16 protein-coding genes and 1 pseudogene are annotated in these 17,136 nt (G+C 67.9%); 7 read left to right on the forward strand and 10 right to left on the reverse strand.

Annotated features, from left to right (window positions below):
• Together AB4879_RS12975 and yajC are read right to left on the reverse strand one after the other, a co-directional pair.
• Window positions 1-553: pseudogene (locus AB4879_RS12975) on the reverse strand (hypothetical protein); the annotation flags it as partial.
• Window positions 554-673: 120 nt separating this feature from the next.
• A complete protein-coding gene (gene yajC, locus AB4879_RS12980) occupies window positions 674-1,009 on the reverse strand; it encodes a preprotein translocase subunit YajC (RefSeq protein WP_102806720.1) in 336 nt (111 codons plus the stop codon).
• A gap of 132 nt (window positions 1,010-1,141) precedes the next feature.
• On the opposite strand from yajC, the gene AB4879_RS12985 reads away from it, so the two are divergent.
• The 3 genes from AB4879_RS12985 to AB4879_RS12995 all read left to right on the forward strand — a co-directional run bounded on the left by AB4879_RS12985 (window position 1,142) and on the right by AB4879_RS12995 (window position 4,745).
• On the forward strand, window positions 1,142-1,837 hold the full coding sequence (locus tag AB4879_RS12985; protein ID WP_370507903.1) for a nitroreductase family protein: 696 nt from the start codon (window positions 1,142-1,144) through the stop codon (window positions 1,835-1,837).
• 140 nt (window positions 1,838-1,977) lie between these two features.
• Window positions 1,978-3,321: a 4-aminobutyrate--2-oxoglutarate transaminase gene (gabT, locus tag AB4879_RS12990; protein WP_370507904.1), complete on the forward strand. Its 1,344-nt coding sequence runs from the start codon at window positions 1,978-1,980 to the stop codon at window positions 3,319-3,321.
• A complete protein-coding gene (locus AB4879_RS12995; RefSeq protein WP_370507905.1) occupies window positions 3,318-4,745 on the forward strand; it encodes a gamma-aminobutyraldehyde dehydrogenase in 1,428 nt (475 codons plus the stop codon). The genes gabT and AB4879_RS12995 overlap by 4 nt, the downstream gene beginning before the upstream one ends.
• Here AB4879_RS12995 and AB4879_RS13000 read toward each other — a convergent pair.
• Both AB4879_RS13000 and AB4879_RS13005 read right to left on the reverse strand, forming a co-directional pair.
• Window positions 4,717-5,028, reverse strand: coding sequence for a hypothetical protein (locus AB4879_RS13000; RefSeq protein ID WP_102806716.1), 312 nt, complete (start codon window positions 5,026-5,028; stop codon window positions 4,717-4,719). The genes AB4879_RS12995 and AB4879_RS13000 overlap by 29 nt on opposite strands.
• 137 nt (window positions 5,029-5,165) lie before the next feature.
• The gene (locus AB4879_RS13005) at window positions 5,166-5,843 is read right to left on the reverse strand and encodes a hypothetical protein (protein WP_370507906.1); all 678 of its coding nucleotides are present in this window, start codon (window positions 5,841-5,843) and stop codon (window positions 5,166-5,168) included.
• Window positions 5,844-6,070: 227 nt separating this feature from the next.
• Here AB4879_RS13005 and car point away from each other — a divergent pair, with 227 nt between their 5' ends.
• Window positions 6,071-9,565 carry a carboxylic acid reductase gene (gene car / locus AB4879_RS13010; RefSeq protein WP_370507907.1) on the forward strand — a complete coding sequence of 1,165 codons (3,495 nt, stop codon included), beginning with the start codon at window positions 6,071-6,073 and terminating at the stop codon, window positions 9,563-9,565.
• A gap of 179 nt (window positions 9,566-9,744) precedes the next feature.
• The gene (locus AB4879_RS13015) at window positions 9,745-10,827 is read left to right on the forward strand and encodes a diguanylate cyclase domain-containing protein (RefSeq protein ID WP_370507908.1); all 1,083 of its coding nucleotides are present in this window, start codon (window positions 9,745-9,747) and stop codon (window positions 10,825-10,827) included.
• A gap of 25 nt (window positions 10,828-10,852) precedes the next feature.
• On the opposite strand, the gene AB4879_RS13020 is transcribed toward AB4879_RS13015, so the two are convergent.
• From AB4879_RS13020 to ruvC, 4 genes are read right to left on the reverse strand one after another with little or no spacing between them, the layout of a single operon-like run.
• Window positions 10,853-11,236: a DUF1304 domain-containing protein gene (locus AB4879_RS13020; protein ID WP_370507909.1), complete on the reverse strand. Its 384-nt coding sequence runs from the start codon at window positions 11,234-11,236 to the stop codon at window positions 10,853-10,855.
• A gap of 11 nt (window positions 11,237-11,247) precedes the next feature.
• Window positions 11,248-12,315, reverse strand: coding sequence for a Holliday junction branch migration DNA helicase RuvB (gene ruvB / locus AB4879_RS13025; RefSeq protein ID WP_036338304.1), 1,068 nt, complete (start codon window positions 12,313-12,315; stop codon window positions 11,248-11,250).
• Window positions 12,312-12,905, reverse strand: a complete 594-nt coding sequence (gene ruvA / locus AB4879_RS13030) for a Holliday junction branch migration protein RuvA (protein WP_102806710.1) — start codon at window positions 12,903-12,905, stop codon at window positions 12,312-12,314. The genes ruvB and ruvA overlap by 4 nt, the downstream gene beginning before the upstream one ends.
• Window positions 12,902-13,474 (reverse strand): crossover junction endodeoxyribonuclease RuvC, encoded by a 573-nt coding sequence (gene ruvC / locus AB4879_RS13035; RefSeq protein ID WP_102806777.1) that lies wholly within the window; start codon window positions 13,472-13,474, stop codon window positions 12,902-12,904. Before ruvC ends, ruvA begins: the two co-directional genes overlap by 4 nt.
• Window positions 13,475-13,577: 103 nt before the next feature.
• Here ruvC and AB4879_RS13040 point away from each other — a divergent pair, with 103 nt between their 5' ends.
• Complete coding sequence (locus AB4879_RS13040) at window positions 13,578-14,030, forward strand: cupin domain-containing protein (protein ID WP_370507910.1); 453 nt, start codon at window positions 13,578-13,580, stop codon at window positions 14,028-14,030.
• Here the strand turns inward: AB4879_RS13040 and AB4879_RS13045 are convergent.
• Entirely contained in the window at window positions 13,999-14,337 is a 339-nt protein-coding gene (locus AB4879_RS13045; protein WP_370507911.1) for a hypothetical protein, read from the reverse strand. The genes AB4879_RS13040 and AB4879_RS13045 overlap by 32 nt on opposite strands.
• A gap of 41 nt (window positions 14,338-14,378) precedes the next feature.
• On the opposite strand from AB4879_RS13045, the gene AB4879_RS13050 reads away from it, so the two are divergent.
• Complete coding sequence (locus AB4879_RS13050) at window positions 14,379-16,367, forward strand: molybdopterin-dependent oxidoreductase (RefSeq protein ID WP_370507912.1); 1,989 nt, start codon at window positions 14,379-14,381, stop codon at window positions 16,365-16,367.
• A 1-nt stretch (window position 16,368) separates the two neighbouring features.
• Here the strand turns inward: AB4879_RS13050 and AB4879_RS13055 are convergent, their stop codons facing one another.
• Window positions 16,369-17,124 carry a YebC/PmpR family DNA-binding transcriptional regulator gene (locus AB4879_RS13055; RefSeq protein WP_102806707.1) on the reverse strand — a complete coding sequence of 252 codons (756 nt, stop codon included), beginning with the start codon at window positions 17,122-17,124 and terminating at the stop codon, window positions 16,369-16,371.
• Between the last annotated feature and the right edge of the window lie 12 nt (window positions 17,125-17,136).

Here is a 17,136-nt window from a genome sequence, read left to right on the forward strand (position 1 = left end):
TGGTGGCGCACACGACGTCCATGCGGTACCGGGTCAACACGCGGGCTCCACAGCGGGATAGGTGACTCCGGTGAGGCTCTCCGACATCTGCCACAACCGGCGGCAGGCGTCCGCCGGGCCCGCCGGCGCCGGGCACGCCCGCCGCCTGCATCTGCTGCTTGATGGCCTCGACCGGGATCGGCTGACCGATCACCGGGCGGATGAACAGCCGGGCGGTCTGACCCAGATTGCGGGCCTCGTTGCCGTCGTTACCGGGAACGGTGATGACGAGGTTGTCGCCGTCGATCACGACTTCCGAGCCCGACACGCCAAGACCGTTGACGCGGGCGCCGATGATCTGCTGAGCCTGATTCAACGCGTCGCGCGTGGGACGGGAGCCGTCCGGGGTGCGTGCGGTCAGGGTGACGCGGGTCCCGCCCTGCAGGTCGATGCCCAGCTTGGGGCTCGAGCGTTTGTCTCCGGTGAGGAAGACCAGCAGGTACACCCCGATGAGCAAGACCAGGAACAGCGCCAGCCATCGGTAGGGATGCACCGGCGCCGAAGACGATGCCACGTTGTTGTCTCTCCTAGGTTGTGCCGCGACCCGCTGGGTCCCGCTACAGATCTCAGTGCCCCGTCCCGCGGATGCGGTCCTCTTCAACTCCCGCTAGAGGGTACGTGGCGAGCCTGGCGATCAGTCTTTGGTCAGGCGGTCCGCGTCGGACTCGGTGAGCTCGGTGGCCCCACTCGTCTCGTCGTCGGTGTCGTCGGCCTCGTCCTCGATGCGGTCGCGGATGGCCAGTTTCATCCAGGTGGTCACGACGCCGGGGGCGATCTCGAGGTCGACGGTGTCGTCGGTGATCCCGGTGATCGTGGCCTGAAGGCCGGAGGTGGTGTGCACCCGGTCGCCGACAGTCAAGGACTCATGCAGGTCGATGGTGGCCTGCATGGCCTTGCGCTGGCGCCGGGAGGCGAAATACATGAATGCGCCCATGATGATGATCAGGGGCAGGAAGACGAGCAGGTCCATGGCGGAACAATTCTTTCGTTTCGGATGCCGGGTTCAGCGCGCCGCGACCATCAGGTCGCGGGCTTCATAGCTGACCAGTCTGCCATTGCGCCGGTCCGGCTTGGACCGGCACCGCCGGTGGAAGATGGTCGGATGGACCTGATTGATGCCCTGCGCAGCACCGGGTCGGTGCGCGAGTTCACCGACGAGCCGGTCGACGACGCGGTGCTGGCACGCATCCTCGACACCGCGCGCTTCGCGCCCAGCGGCGCCAACGCGCAGGCCTGGCGCCTGGTCGTGGTGAAGGATCGCGCGGTCCGCGGACGTCTGCGTGAGCTGTATCGACAGCCGTGGGTCGAGTACCTGGCACTCACCGCGGCCGGGCTGCGGCCGTGGGCACCGGTCAACGACCCCGCCGCCGAGACGTCCGCTCTGGCCGCCGGCACCGGGCAGGCCGAGCAGGCGGCGGCAAGCGGCTTGGCCGCCCACCTCGACGAGGTGCCCGTTCTGCTGGCGTTGTTCGCGGACCTGTCGCAGCTGGCGGCCGTCGACCGAGATCTCGACCGCTATTCACTGGCCGGCGGCGCCTCGGTCTACCCCTTCGCCTGGAGCATCCTGCTGGCCGCCCGCGCAGAAGGGATCGGCGGCGTGCTGACCACGATGCTCATCAGGGAAGAAGACGAGGTCAAGCGCCTGCTCGGCGCCGAGGGACCGTTGGCGCTGGCGGCGGTGATCGCGCTGGGTCACCCGGTTCGCCAGGTTAGACGACTGACCCGCCAGCCGGTGGAATCGTTCGCCACCGTCGACCGGGTCGACGGCACACCCTTTCCCGCGGCCGGGTCCGACTGATTGCGTTGATTGAGTGGCCTCAGGCGACGCAATCCATTGTTCAATAGCCCGTGGGGCTAAGTTTTCAGTTGCATCGCGCTGTCACGCGACTAGGCTCGACATGCCCTCGTCGCGCCAGCCACTCGCCTAGGAGACCGAAAGTGACCACCCTCGAGCAGAGCCGCAAACTCGTCACCGAGATTCCCGGCCCCGGGTCCATCGAACTGAGCAAGCGCAGGGTCGCCGCGGTATCGCACGGCGTCGGCGTCACGATGCCGGTCTTCACCGCGCGTGCCGGTGGCGGAATCATCGAAGACGTCGACGGCAACCGTTTGATCGACCTCGGCTCGGGCATCGCGGTCACGACGATCGGCAACGCGTCGCCGCGGGTGGTCGAAGCCGTACAGGCGCAGGTCGCCGACTTCACCCACACCTGCTTCATGGTGACGCCGTACGAGGAGTACGTCGCCGTCGCCGAGCACCTCAACCGGCTCACCCCGGGCTCCTACGAGAAGCGCTCCGCGTTGTTCAACTCCGGATCCGAAGCCGTGGAGAACGCGGTCAAGATCGCCCGCTCCTACACCCGCAAGACCGCGGTGGTGGCCTTCGACCACGCCTATCACGGGCGCACCAACCTGACGATGGCGCTGACCGCGAAGTCGATGCCCTACAAGAGCGGGTTCGGCCCATTCGCCCCCGAGATCTACCGTGCCCCACTCTCCTACCCCTTCCGCGACGGGCTGATCGACAAGGAATGGGCCACCGACGGTGAACTTGCCGCCGAGCGGGCGCTGAACGTCATCGACAAGCAGATCGGCGCGGCCAATCTGGCCGCGGTGATCATCGAGCCGATCCAGGGCGAGGGCGGCTTCATCGTTCCCGCACCCGGGTTCCTGCCGACACTGCGGGCGTGGTGTTCGGAGAACAACGTGGTGTTCATCGCCGACGAGGTCCAGACCGGGTTCGCCCGCACCGGCACGATGTTCGCCTGCGAGGACGAGGGCATCGAGCCGGATCTGATCGTGACGGCCAAGGGCATCGCCGACGGTCTGCCGCTGTCGGCGGTGACCGGGCGCGCGGAGATCCTGGACGCCCCGCACGTCAGCGGTCTCGGTGGCACCTACGGCGGTAATCCCCTGGCCTGTGCGGCCGCGCTGGCCACCATCGAGACCATCGAACTCGACGGCCTGGTGGATCGGGCCAAGCAGATCGAAGCGGTGATGAAGGACAAGCTCGGCCGGATGCAGGCCGACGACGACCGCATCGGCGATGTGCGCGGTCGGGGCGCGATGATCGCCGTCGAGTTGGTGAAATCCGGTACCGCCGAACCGGATCCGGAACTCGCCAAGACGCTGGCGGCCACCGCGCACGCCCAGGGCGTGGTGGTGCTGACGTGTGGGACATACGGCAATGTGCTGCGGTTCCTGCCGCCGCTGGCGATCAGCGACGAGCTGCTGACCGAGGGACTCGACGTGCTGGCCGAGATTCTCGCCGGCCTTCGATGACCCAGAACTTCATCAACGGCGAGCTCGTCGACTCGGTGAGCGGGGCGACGATGCCGATCGTCGACCCGTCCACCGGCGAAAAGTACGGCACCGCGCCGATTTCCACGGAACAGGACATCGACAACGCGTACGCCGCGGCGAGCCGGGCGTTCACCGACTGGAAGCGCACCACACCCTCGCAGCGGCAGAAGGCGCTGCTGGATTTCGCCGACGACGTCGAAAAGCAGGCGGACAGCCTGGTTGCCGCCGAGGGGCGCAACACCGGCAAGCCCAATCACGTCACGCTGGCCGAAGAGATCCCCCCGATGCTCGACCAGATCCGGTTCTTCGCCGGTGCGGCAAGGATTCTGGAGGGCAAATCGGCGGGCGAATACCTGGCCGACCACACCTCGTGGATCCGTCGTGAGCCGGTTGGGGTGATCGGGCAGGTCGCGCCCTGGAACTATCCGATGATGATGGCGATCTGGAAGTTCTGCCCCGCGATCGCCGCAGGCAACACCGTCGTGCTCAAACCCAGTGACACCACCCCCGTCACCACGGTGATGCTGGCCGAGATCGCCGCGAGGCACTTCGGGCCCGGTGTGCTCAACGTCGTGTGCGGTGACCGGGTGACGGGCGCAGGCGTCGTCGCGCACCCGACCCCCCAGATGGTGTCGATCACCGGATCGGTCGCCGCAGGGCGTGCGGTCGCGGTCAGCGCCGGCGGCCACCTCAAACGCACCCACCTCGAACTCGGCGGCAAAGCGCCGGTGATCGTGTTCGACGACGCCGACATCGCCGCCGCCGCAGAGGGAATCGCGACGGCCGGATACTTCAACGCCGGCCAGGACTGCACCGCGGCCACCCGGGTGCTGGCCCGCGCGGGGGTGGCCGAGGACCTCACCGCCGCGCTGGCCGAACAGGCCGCGGCCGCGGCCACGACGTTCGGGCGCGCCGCCGACGACGAGGATGCCTGGGTGCCGCCGGTCAACAACGCCGATCAGCTCGACCGGGTGCTGGGGTTCCTGTCCGACGTCCCGGCTCATGCGACGGTCGCAGCCGGCGGAAAACGCCAGGGCGACAAGGGTTTCTACATTGAACCAACGGTGATCGGCGGCCTGCGCCAGGACGACCGGCACGTCCAGGAGGAGATCTTCGGGCCGGTGATCACCGTGCAGTCGTTCGCCGACGAGGACGAGGCGCTCCGCTGGGCGAATGGCGTGGAGTACGGCCTGGCCTCGTCGGTGTGGACCTCGAACGTGTCGCGCGCCCTTCGGGTGTCCAATGCGCTGGATTTCGGATGCGTATGGATCAACACGCACATTCCACTGGTCGCCGAAATGCCGCATGGCGGTTTCAAGTCGTCAGGCCACGGCAAAGATCTGTCGATGTACTCACTTGAGGACTACACGCGCATCAAGCACGTGATGGCCTACACCGGCTGAGTCGCGCCTCGGGCTTGGCCACCACGTCGGCAATCCGGCGGCGGATCTCGTCGTCGGTCAGGTCCGCCATGACGAGCCGGCCCAGTTCGTCATCCGCTGGTCGCCGGCACCGCTCGGCAATGAGAACGTCGACGTAGCAATTCAATTCGTCGACCGCCCGGCCGCTGGGCAGTTCGTCGGCCCACCGCCAGAACAGCACCCGATCGTCGTCCGGCACACCCAAAGCGGTACAGATATCGGATATCCGGATGAAGTCTTCGTCGGGAACGAACGGTGCGGCCATGGCTACCACTGTGTCCCGAATCCGACCGGATCCCATCACCGATGTGGTGCACATCGCACAGTGACATCGGTTACGGGCCATCGGTTACGCGCCGCCCGCCGACTCTGATGGGCCGCGGGCGGCGCTCAACCGGATTCCTAGTGCGCGACCGGGGTCCGGCGCGAACCGCCGAACATGTCACGCAAGCCGCGACGGCGGCGTGGCTCTTCGTCGTCCACGTCGGGGGCCCGGCGATGGTGCGCCTCGACCACGGGCTCGCTCGTGGTAGCCGCGTCAACCGGCTCACCGGCAACGGTTTCCGCGACCACCGGCCGCGTCGCGTAGCGCACGTCACGCACGCTGTGCACCGACACCCGGCCCAACGCCACCGCGCCGAAGAAGATGATCAGTGCGCCGAGCCCGCTCCAGAACGCCAGCTCGATCGCAACCTGGCCGGCCGTGCTACTGGCCACCGGTGCGCCGACGCCGCCGAGGCCCCAGGGGCCGGCGAAGAGCCGGCCCACCACGAACCAGGCGCCGGCGACAACAGCCAGCCAGCCGCCGAGCAGAGCGGTCGCCCGGTTGCGCGACATCAGCAACAGCACTCCGCCAAGGACCGCGACCGCGCCGGGCAGGACCTCGAGCCAGCCGCGGGCCGCGGTCCAGGCCCATGGCGAGTCCGGAGCATAGGCGAAGTCGAAGTACGGCCCGACGAACGGAATCAGCGCTCCCCAGAGCCCCAGCAGTACAAGCAGAAATCCACTGGCCGCGCCGCGGCTGCGCGCGATCTCCATCCGGCCCGCACGCGGATCCAGGCGGGTGTCTACGTCTTTCATGACGCCTCCTTGACTCAAGGGTGTGTCCCGAGATGAGGATCGGGTACCCGGGCGTCGCGCAGCTCTAACGGCGCTGGTGCGGCCGGACAGAGAGCAAGTTCACAGGACTGGTTCCTAGCATCGACCGTGACCGAGGAATAACGTTAGTTTTGCTAACGTAGTTTAATTTGGGCGCAACGAGGCGCCCGCCAATCTTTCTTTCTCTAGTTCGTTGATGGAGTCTCGTCATGCCGACTGATACTCGCGAAGCCCGGTTTGAGCAGCGCGTTGCCGATCTGTACACCTCCGACCCCCAGTTCGCCGCGGCCGCACCCGACCCGCAGGTGACCGCGGCCGCCGCCACCCCCGGCCTGCCTCTTTCCGCCGTCATCGCGACCATTTTCGACGGCTACGCCGACCGCCCCGCCGTGGGCCAGCGGGCGGTGAGGTTCGTGGCGGATCCGCAGACCCGACGCACCACCGCCGAGCTGATGCAGGCGTTCGACACCATCACCTATCGGCAACTATGGGATCGGGTGCGGGCGGTCGCCGGAGCGTGGTCAGCCGACCCCGTCGCCGTGGGCGACCGCGTCGCGATCCTCGGATTCACCAGTGTCGACTACACGACCATCGACCTCGCGCTGACGCAGCTCGGCGCGGTGTCGGTGCCGCTGCAGACCAGTGCCGGTGCGGCCGCGCTGACACCGATCATCGCCGAGACCGAACCTGTACTTGTCGCCTCGAGCATCGACAACCTCGATGACGCCGTCGAGCTCGTCCTCACCGGCCCGGCACCGAAAAGCCTCGTGGTCTTCGACTTTCGGCCAGAGGTCGACGACCAGCGCGACGCGTTGGCCGCCGCCCGTGACCGCCTGACCGGCACCAGCATTACCGTGACCACCCTGGCCGACGAGATCACCCGTGGCGCAGACAGTTCGGTTGTCGATGCGGACAATGCCGGGGACGACCCGCTGGCTCTGCTGATCTACACCTCCGGAAGCACCGGCGCCCCGAAGGGTGCGATGTATCCGGCGTCCAAGGTCGCCGACATGTGGCTTGCCGCCGCGGCGCATTGGGACGACAAGCAGGGCGCTTACCCGTCGATCGTGCTGAGCTTCATGCCGATGAGCCACGTGATGGGCCGCGGCGCACTGTATGGAGCGTTGAGCACCGGTGGCACAGTCTATTTCGCCGCACGGCCCGACCTGTCGACGTTCCTCGAGGACTTGGCTTTGACCCGCCCGACGCAGCTGAACCTGGTTCCCCGGGTATGGGACATGATCCATCAAGAAGTGCAAAGCGATGTCGACCGCCGCGCAGGCGAGGCCGCCGAGGCCGAGGTGCTGGCAGAGAAGCGCGCCAGCCTGCTGGGTGACCGGTTCGTCTCCGCGCTCACCGGCTCGGCGCCGATCGCACCGGAACTCAAAGAGTGGGTCGAGAAGTTCCTCGACATGCACCTGGTCGAGGGCTACGGTTCCACCGAGGCCGGCGCCGTGTTCGTCGACGGGATGGTGCGCCGCCCGCCGGTGACCGACTACAAGCTGGTCGATGTCCCGGAGCTGGGGTACTTCGGTACCGATCTGCCACATCCGCGCGGCGAGCTGTTGGTGAAGTCGACGCAACTGTTCCCGGGCTATTACAAGCGGCCCGAGGTCACCGCAGCGATGTTCGACGAGGACGGCTTCTACCGCACCGGCGACATCGTCGCCGAGACCGCGCCCGACCATCTGCAGTATGTGGACCGGCGCAACAATGTTCTCAAGTTGTCGCAGGGCGAGTTCGTCACGGTCTCCAAACTGGAGGCCGCGTTCGGGCGCAGCCCGCTGGTGCACCAGATCTACTTGTACGGCAACAGCGCCCGGCCCTACCTGCTGGCCGTCGTGGTGCCGACCGCCGAAGCGGTGGCCGATCACGACGCGGCTGAGCTCAAGGCCCTGATCGCCGACTCGCTGCAGGACGCCGCGCGGAACGCGCGGTTGCAGTCCTACGAGATCCCGCGTGACTTCCTGGTCGAGACAACGCCTTTCACCGTAGAGAACGGACTGCTGACCGGTATCCGCAAGCTGGCCTGGCCGCGCCTGAAGGAACGCTACGGCTCCGCCCTCGAGCAGCTCTATGTCGATCTCGCCGAAGGTCAGGCCGACGAGCTGCGGGAGCTGCGGCAGAGCGGTGCCGACGCCCCCGCGCTGGCGACCATCACCCGCGCCGCCGGCGCGCTGCTGGGAGCCGCGGCGGCCGACCTGCAGCCCGATGCCCACTTCACCGACCTCGGCGGAGACTCGCTGTCGGCGTTGACATTCGCCAATCTGCTCAACGAGATCTTCGATATCGAGGTGCCGGTGGGTGTGATCGTCAGCCCGGCCAACGACCTGCAGGCCATCGCCGCCTACATCGACAGTGAGCGCAACTCCGGCAGTAAGCGCCCGACGTTCGCCTCGGTTCACGGCGCCGGCGCCACTGAAGCACATGCCCGTGATCTGACGCTGGATCGCTTCATCGATGCCGCCACCCTGGCCGCCGCACCGCAGCTGCCCGGTCCGGCCAGCGAGATCCGCACCGTATTGCTCACCGGCGCAACCGGATTCCTGGGTCGCTACCTGGCACTGGATTGGCTCGAGCGGATGGACCTGGTGGACGGCAAGGTGATCTGCCTGGTCCGCGCCAAGGATGACGAGGCCGCGCGCGCCCGGCTGGATGCCACGTTCGACAGCGGCGACCCCAAACTTCTGGCGCACTATCGGAAGCTGGCCGCCGAGCACCTCGAGGTCATCGCCGGCGACAAAGGTGAGGAGAACCTCGGCCTCGACGGGGCCACGTGGCAGCGATTGGCCGACACCGTCGACCTGATCGTCGACCCGGCCGCGCTGGTCAACCATGTGCTGCCCTACCGGGAGTTGTTCGGGCCCAACGCCGTTGGTACCGCTGAGCTCATCCGGATCGCGCTGACCACCCGGCTCAAGCCGTTCGTCTACGTCTCGACGATCGGTGTCGGTGCGGGGATCGCGCCGGGGCGCTTCGTCGAGGACGGCGACATCCGCGAGATCAGCGCGACCCGCGCGGTCGACGACTCGTACGCCAACGGGTACGGCAACAGCAAGTGGGCCGGCGAAGTACTGCTGCGTGAGGCCAACGACCTGTGCGGCCTTCCGGTGTCGGTGTTCCGCTGCGACATGATCCTTGCCGACACCACCTACGGTGGTCAGCTCAACCTGCCCGACATGTTCACCCGGATGATGCTCAGCCTGGTGGCCACCGGCATCGCACCGGCGTCGTTCTACGAACTCGACGCCGACGGCAACCGTCAGCGTGCGCACTACGACGGCCTGCCGGTGGAGTTCATCGCCGAGGCGATCTCCACCTTGGGTGCGCACGTGACCCAGGGGTTCGAGACCTATCACGTGATGAATCCCTACGACGACGGCCTCGGGCTCGACGAGTTCATCGACTGGCTGATCGACGCCGGCTACCCGATCCAGCGGATCGCGGAGTACGACAGCTGGCTGCAGCGGTTCGAAACCGCGATGCGGGCACTGCCGGACCGGCAGCGTCAGTACTCGCTGCTGCCGTTGCTGCACAACTACCAGCACCCGGAACGGCCGGTGCGCGGATCGATCGCGCCGACCGAGCGGTTCCGCGCCGCGGTGCAGGACGCGAAGATCGGTCCGGACAAGGACATTCCGCACGTGTCGGCGGAGGTCATCGTCAAGTACATCACCGATTTGCAGTTGCTGGGCCTGCTGTAAGCCGAGCCGCATCGTCACCCGGGTCGCGATCGACGACGATCGCCGACCCGGGTGTCGTTTCGGCGGCAAAGACCTTAACCCGGCGGACGCCCGCGCCCGCGAGTACTATCCGCTCAGGCTTCCAGTCTTCGGGGGGCAGGCTGCGGCCGGTTCGGGAGCGTATGTACAAAGACGTGGGCATGGCCTCGTGGGTGCGGCGGTGGTGGCACCAACCCGGCCAGTACGACTGGTTGTCCGACTATCTCGCGGCGCGCCACCTGCAGCGCTTCAGCAGGATCCTGATCGCCTCCGTCGTCATCATCCTTGGGGTGGTGCCCCTGGTGATGTTGTTCAGCCCGTCGGGCCCGCAGGGTGAGGTCCACCGGACCGCCGCGATCGTCATGTCGGCCCTGTCGTTCGGTGGGGCGTGCGTTTGGCTCGTCGGCTGGCCGAGCCGCCGTCAATCCGCGCTGATGGCCGTCGGCGCCAATGCCGGCGTGACCCTGGCATGCCTGATCGCCGGGACGCCGGCGACCGGCTTGTTGGCGTGCGCCACCTTTGCTCCCATCGCCGGCTATGTCGGCCTGTACCACTCCGGCCGGCTGTTGGCGGCGACGTTGGTGAACGCGATCCTCACCACCGTGCTTGCCGGGGTGCGGATCGCTGCCGCCGGCGACACCGCGATGGCTATCGGGCATGTGCTGGGCGTGCTGATCGCCGTGCTCGCCGTGCCGTTCGGAAGTCAGTTGCTCCTGCATCTGCTGAGCCTCGACGCGAGGATGTCGAGCACCGATCCGCTCACCGGGCTGCGCAACCGTCGCGGCTACGAGGAGTCGGCACTGAAGCTGATCGCCGCGGCGGACCGGCCACAATCACAGTGGCTGGCCGTGATTCTGGTCGATCTGGACGGGTTCAAGCGGATCAACGACGCCCACGGCCACGGTTACGGCGACACGGTCCTGGTCGCGGTGGCCGACAACCTCCGCCGGTCCAGCGCCATGAATTCGGTGGTGGCCCGTCTGGGCGGCGAGGAGTTCCTCATCGCCGAACTGATCGAGCCCGACGACGCCGCGGACACCGCCGAACGACTCCGCGCGGCGGTCGCGACCGCCGGCGGGGTGACCGCCAGCGTCGGAGTTGCATCAATGCCGCTGACCGAGATCGGCACTGCCGCCGGCTCGGCGCTCACCGAACTGGTGCATGCAGCCGATGCCGCGATGTACGACGCCAAGCGGGCAGGCGGAAATCAGACCCGGCACCGGGTCACGACGAGCACCACGTAGTCGTTGGGACCAGTGCCCGCGGACGTCAGACGAGCGCGATCACCAACAGCACGACCGCGATCAACGGGAACGCCCCCTGAGTGACCGCAGCCCGCGCCTTGTCCGGCGCGGAAGCCAGCAGCACTGCCGCCGCGGCGAGCATCGAACCGACACCAGCGAACACCAGAGCAGCGCCGATCCCGGTGTGCCCCAACGTGATTGCGACGATACCCACGATGCTGACGATCGCCAGGAACAGGTTGTAGAAGCCCTGGTTGAGCGCCATCAATTTGGTGGTCTCGGCTTCTTCGGCGGTGGTGCCGAACGTCTTACGGGTGCGCGGCGACGTCCAGGTCAGCGACTCCATCGTGAAGATGTAGACGTGCAGCAGCGCGGCAAGACCGGCGAAAACCAAGGCGGCGATGATCATCGGCGCTCCCATCACTCGAACAGGCCGGACTGACCGAGCCCGCTGGCTCGCGGTGGTGCAACCATACCGAGGTGGGTCCACGCCAGTGGCGTCGCCACCCGCCCGCGGGGAGTCCGCGCGATCATCCCGGCGCGGACCAGGAAGGGCTCGCACACCTCTTCGACCGTGGTGGCTTCCTCCCCCACCGCGACGGCCAGGGTGGACACCCCGACCGGGCCGCCGCCGAAGCTCCGGGTGAGCGCCGAGAGCACCGCGCGATCCAGCCGGTCCAAGCCGAGTTCGTCGACGTCATAAACGGCCAGCGCGGCTTTGGCGATATCGCGGGTGATCACCCCGTCGGCGCGCACCTCGGCGTAGTCGCGCACCCGGCGCAGCAGGCGGTTGGCGATGCGGGGCGTGCCCCGCGAGCGGCGGGCGATCTCGGAGCCGGCCTCGGAGCCCAGTTCGATGCCGAGGATCCCGGCCGAGCGGGCCAACACCCGTTCCAGTTCCGGCGGTTCGTAGAAGTCCATGTGCGCGGTGAACCCGAAGCGATCGCGCAGCGGGCCGGTCAGCGCACCGGAGCGGGTGGTCGCGCCGACCAGGGTGAACGGCGCCACCTCCAACGGAATCGACGTCGCCCCAGGGCCTTTCCCGACGACGACGTCGACCCGGAAATCCTCCATCGCCAGGTACAGCATCTCCTCGGCGGGCCGGGCGATGCGATGGATCTCGTCGATGAACAGCACGTCGCCCTCGACCAGGTTGGACAGCATCGCGGCGAGGTCACCGGCGCGTTCCAGAGCCGGACCGGACGTCACCCGCAACGCGGAGCCCAGCTCGGCGGCGATGATCATCGCCAGCGACGTCTTGCCCAGCCCCGGCGGCCCGGACAACAGAATGTGATCCGGTGTGCCGCCCCGGTTCTTGGCGCCCTCGAGCACCAGCTGCAGCTGCTCGCGTACCCGCGGCTGGCCGATGAACTCCCCCAGCGACCGGGGCCGCAGGCTGGCGTCGACATCTCCTTCGCCGACGGTCAGCGCCGGCGACACGTCGCGGTCGACTGCCTCGCCGTCCTCGTCTTCGTCGAACCTGCTCACTTGGTCTTCCCCAGTAGCGACAACGCCGCACGCAATGCCGTGGAGGTGTTGGCTTCACTGTCGGCCGCCAGCACCTTGTCGGTGGCCTCCTCGGCCTGCTTGAGCGCAAAGCCAAGTCCGACAAGGGCTTCCACGACCGGAGTGCGCACCGCGTGCCCGGTGGCCGCGGCGATGCCCGCACCGCCGGCGACCGCGCCGATCTTGTCCCGCAGTTCCAGCACCATCCGTTCGGCGCCACGCTTGCCGATGCCGGGCACCCGGGTCAAGGCCGTCACGTCGCCGTCGGCCAGCGCCTGACGAAGCGCGGTCGCGTCATAGACCGCCAGTGTCGCCAACGCGATCTTGGGGCCGACGCCGGACACCCCGAGCAGGGTCGAGAACAGGTCGCGGGCATCGGAGTCGGCGAAGCCGTACAGGGTCTGGGAGTCCTCACGGACGATCATCGCGGTGATCAGCCTGGCCTCGCTGCCGCGGCGCAGCGTCGCGAGCGTCGACGGGGTGGCCATCACCTTGTAGCCGACACCGCCGGCCTCGATCACGACGTGATCGAGCGCGATGTCGAGGACTTCGCCGCGCACCGAGGCGATCATGTCGCTGCCTTGAGCGCGCGGGCCGACTTCAGCCGGGCCTGGTAGGCCCGCTTCTGTTCGGCGGCCATCGCCTCGGCCTGCGCCATGCGGGCGATCATCGGGGCGCGCCAGCAGTGGCAGATCGCCAGGGCCAGTGCGTCGGCGGCGTCGGCCGGGGTCGGTTTCTGCTGCAACTGCAGGATGCGGGTGACCATCGTGGTGACCTGGGCCTTGTCGGCGCGGCCATTCCCGGTGACGGCCGCCTTGACCTCACTGGGGGTGTGGAAATGCACGTCGATGCCGCGGCGGGCGGCGGCCAGCGCGATCACACCGCCGGCCTGCGCGGTGCCCATCGCGGTGTTGGCGTTCTGGTTGGCGAACACCCGCTCGATCGCCACCACGTCGGGCTGATGGGTGTCCATCCAATGGTCGACGGTGTCGCTGATGGTCAGCAGCCGACGCTGCAACGGCTCGTCGGACGGCGTACGCACCACGTCGACGTCCAGCGCGATGACCTGGCGGCCACCCCGACTCTCGATCACCGAGAGCCCGCAGCGCGTCAACCCAGGGTCGACTCCCATCACCCGCACGGATCGCCTTCCGACTACGAACAGCTGTTCGATCACAGTAGCGGGCCGGGCGGACAGCACCGGTCAGGACACGCGGTCTCCCGCGCGTGGTTATGGTCGGTCCATGGGCGGCCCCGACGCATTCCATCCCGACCTGTCCGGAACCGAGCCGGTGCGCAACCGGGTGCGCCACGTCCGGGCCGGCGACCTCGACGGCGGCACCGGTCAGACCGACGGCATGCAGCGCTTCGCCGCGATCAGCGGAGCGTCGGTCGGGTCGGAGAAGCTGTGGATGGGCGAGACCCACGTCGGGCCCGGCGTCGCGTCGGCCAACCATCACCATGGCGAGTCGGAAACCGCGATCTTCGTGCGCAGCGGGCACCCGCAGTTCGTCTTCCACGACGGTGTCGACGAGGTGCGGATCAGTACCGAGCCGGGCGACTACATCTTCGTGCCGCCACATCTGCCGCACCGCGAGGAGAACCCGGACCCGGACGAGCCGGCCGTCGTCGTGATCTCGCGCAGCACACAGGAGGCGATCGTGGTCAATCTGGAGCGGCTGTATCCGCTGCAGTGACGAACTCGGTCAGCGTCCCCTCCCGCGCCGACCGGGCGATCTCCGCCACCCGTGCGCGGGAACGCTTCCAGCCCTTCACCCGCTCACGGCCGACCTCGGTCCCGTCGCGCGTGATGATGATCGTCCACGGCACGCCGACGAACTTGGCCAGCAGCCAGAACGGCCACATCACCATGAACGGCAGCACGACCAGGAAGATCAGCGCGTCGAGGGTGGCGAAGCCGGTCTCCCACGGGATCGTCTTCCACCACCAGCGACGTACCGACCAGGTGGATCCGTCAGGGTCGGTCTCCGTCAGCTGAGACATCGTCACCTCCGATTCATTGCCCGCAGCGTACGGTTCTGAACATGGCGACGGGCGGCTCCCGCACAGTACGAAGTTTCTGCCGGGTGTGCCCGTCGGTGTGCGGCATCCTCGTCGAGATCGAGGACGATCAGGTGGTGGCCGTCCACGGCGACCGGGACAATCCCTTCTCCGGCGGCTACACCTGCCTGAAGGGCCGCGCGCTGCCGCTGATCCACCACCATCCGGACCGGCTCGAGCGGCCGATGATGCGCGGCGGCGGACAGCTGGCCGAAACCAGCTGGGAGGCTTGCCTCGACGACCTCGGCGCCCGGTTGCGAGACATCATCGCCGAGCACGGTCCGGCAGCGGTCGCCGTCAACTTCGGCACCGGCATCGGGATGGACGCCGCCGGCTATCGCACCGCCGAGGCGCTGCACCGCGCTATCGGCACTCCCGCGAAATTCAGTCCACTGACGATCGACGGCACCGCCAAGGTCCTGGTCGCGGAGCTGATGGGCGGCTCCGCCGGCCTCACCGGGCGTCCCGACTACGAGTATGCCGAACTCGTCATCCTGATCGGCAGCAATCCTGTTGTCTCCCATGGCCATACCGTCGGCATGCCCAATCCTCGCGGGGTGTTCCGCGACCTGGCCGCGCGGGCTCAGCTCTGGGTCGTCGATCCCCGCCGTACCGAGACCGCCCGGTTGGCGACCCGCCACCTGGCCCCGCGTCCGGGCACCGATTACGCCGTGCTGGCCTTCCTGGTGCGCGAAATCCTGCGCGACGGCGCCGATCCGGACGTCGCCGTCCAGGATCTCGACCTGCTGGCCTCCGCCGTCGAACCGTTCACCCGCGAGCATGCCGCCGAACTCGCCGACGTCGACCCCACCGATCTCGACGATCTGCTGGCCGCTGTCCGCAGGGCCGGGCACATCGCGATCGACACCGGCACCGGTGTCACCATGTCGGCCAGCGCCAATGTGACGCAATGGTTTTCGTGGGCGCTGCTGATCCTGACCGGATCGATGAACACCCCGGGCGGTGAGTGGTTCCATCCCGGCTTCGGCTATCAGCTGGAGATGTTCGAGTTGCCGATCGCGCCGCCGGAGGGTAAATCGCGTCCGGGACCGCCCAGCCGCCCGGACACGAAAGCGTTCATGCGGGAATGGCCCTGCGCCACACTGCCCGACGAGATCGAGGCCGGCAACATTCGCGCGCTGCTCAACCTCGGCGGCAGCCTGCTCACCGGTTTCCCCGCCACCGACACCCTGCGCCCGGCGCTGGCCAAGCTCGAGGTGTTGGCGACCACCGAGATCCTGCCCACCGAGACGACCGAGCTGTCCACCCACGTGCTACCGACCACGGGCCAACTCGAGCGGCCGGACGTCACGCTGTGGGATTTCATGAGTCCGCGGATCTCCGCTCAGCACACCCCGGCGATGATCGCCCCGATCGGCGAGCGCCGCTCGATGTGGTGGGTGCTCGCCGAGATCGGTGCCCGGCTCGGGCACGACATCGCCGACACCACCATGACCGACGAACAGATGTTGGCCGCGCTCAACGGCGGCGGCCGCTGCAGCTACGACGACCTGGTCGCCACCGGTTGGGCGCAGGCCGAGCGCGAGTTGCCCGCCGCGTGGATGCAACGCCACGTCGAGCGTCTCGGCGGCTGGCGCCTGGCCCCGCAACTCCTGATCGACCAACTACAGGGGCTGCGTCACACGACGGGACCGGTGTTGGTGCCACGTCGCCAATTACGAAGAGTCAACGCGCAATTGGAGTATCTCGGGGAGCAGCCCGAGATTCTGCTGAGCCCGCAGGACGCCGCGGCGGCCGGCATCGCGGACAACCAGAAAATGGTGGTGCGCACCGAATACGGTGAAGTCACCGGGATCGCGAAACTGGACCCGTCGGTGCGCAGCGGCGTGGTGTCGGTGCCGCACGCGCACGTCGGCGCCAACGTCAATCTGCTGACGAGTAAAGACGACCTGGACCCGGCGACCGGAATGACCCGCTATTCGGGGGTGCCGGTCAGCCTGCACCCGGCCTGAGTCAGTCGTCCTCGAGCTGAGCCAGAACCTCGTCGGAAATGTCGGCGTTGGTGTAGACGTCCTGCACGTCGTCGCTGTCCTCCAGCGCATCGACGAGCTTCATGATCTTGCGGGCGCCGTCGGCGTCCAGCGGTACGGTCACCGACGCCTGGAATCCGGCGTCGGCGGAGTCGTAGTCGATACCGGCGTCCACCAGCGCGGTGCGCACCGCGACCAGATCGGTCGGCTCGGAGATCACCTCGAAGCTGTCGCCGAGGTCGTTGACCTCTTCGGCGCCGGCATCGAGGACGGCGAGCAGCACGTCGTCTTCGGACAGGCCGTTCTTCTCCAGCGTGACCACGCCCTTGCGGGAGAACAGGTAGGCCACCGAGCCGGGGTCGGCCATGTTGCCGCCGTTGCGGGTCATCGCGACCCGGACCTCGCCGGCCGCGCGGTTGCGGTTGTCGGTCAGGCACTCGATCAGCACGGCGACGCCATTGGGCCCGTAGCCCTCGTAGGTGATGTTCTGCCAGTCGGCGCCGCCGGCTTCCTCACCACCGCCACGCTTGCGGGCGCGCTCGATGTTGTCGTTGGGAACCGACGACTTCTTGGCCTTCTGGATCGCGTCGTACAGGGTGGGGTTACCAGCCGGGTCGCCGCCGCCGACGCGCGCCGCGACCTCGATGTTCTTGATGAGCTTGGCGAACATCTTGCCGCGCTTGGCGTCGATGACGGCCTTCTTGTGCTTGGTGGTTGCCCACTTGGAATGGCCGCTCATCGGGTTCTTCTC

Source organism: Mycobacterium sp. SA01, assembly GCF_041287105.1.
Classification (GTDB): domain Bacteria; phylum Actinomycetota; class Actinomycetes; order Mycobacteriales; family Mycobacteriaceae; genus Mycobacterium.

What these genes read in the sequence shown, in the direction of transcription:
- yajC (WP_102806720.1), bottom strand. Translation starts at nt 1,009, where the DNA reads ATGGACCTGCTCGTCTTCCTGCCCCTGATCATCATCATGGGCGCATTC.
- AB4879_RS12985 (WP_370507903.1), top strand. Translation starts at nt 1,142, where the DNA reads ATGGACCTGATTGATGCCCTGCGCAGCACCGGGTCGGTGCGCGAGTTC.
- AB4879_RS12995 (WP_370507905.1), top strand. Translation starts at nt 3,318, where the DNA reads ATGACCCAGAACTTCATCAACGGCGAGCTCGTCGACTCGGTGAGCGGG.
- AB4879_RS13000 (WP_102806716.1), bottom strand. Translation starts at nt 5,028, where the DNA reads ATGGCCGCACCGTTCGTTCCCGACGAAGACTTCATCCGGATATCCGAT.
- AB4879_RS13005 (WP_370507906.1), bottom strand. Translation starts at nt 5,843, where the DNA reads ATGAAAGACGTAGACACCCGCCTGGATCCGCGTGCGGGCCGGATGGAG.
- car (WP_370507907.1), top strand. Translation starts at nt 6,071, where the DNA reads ATGCCGACTGATACTCGCGAAGCCCGGTTTGAGCAGCGCGTTGCCGAT.
- AB4879_RS13015 (WP_370507908.1), top strand. Translation starts at nt 9,745, where the DNA reads ATGGCCTCGTGGGTGCGGCGGTGGTGGCACCAACCCGGCCAGTACGAC.
- AB4879_RS13020 (WP_370507909.1), bottom strand. Translation starts at nt 11,236, where the DNA reads ATGATCATCGCCGCCTTGGTTTTCGCCGGTCTTGCCGCGCTGCTGCAC.
- ruvA (WP_102806710.1), bottom strand. Translation starts at nt 12,905, where the DNA reads ATGATCGCCTCGGTGCGCGGCGAAGTCCTCGACATCGCGCTCGATCAC.
- AB4879_RS13040 (WP_370507910.1), top strand. Translation starts at nt 13,578, where the DNA reads ATGGGCGGCCCCGACGCATTCCATCCCGACCTGTCCGGAACCGAGCCG.
- AB4879_RS13045 (WP_370507911.1), bottom strand. Translation starts at nt 14,337, where the DNA reads ATGTCTCAGCTGACGGAGACCGACCCTGACGGATCCACCTGGTCGGTA.
- AB4879_RS13050 (WP_370507912.1), top strand. Translation starts at nt 14,379, where the DNA reads ATGGCGACGGGCGGCTCCCGCACAGTACGAAGTTTCTGCCGGGTGTGC.
- AB4879_RS13055 (WP_102806707.1), bottom strand. Translation starts at nt 17,124, where the DNA reads ATGAGCGGCCATTCCAAGTGGGCAACCACCAAGCACAAGAAGGCCGTC.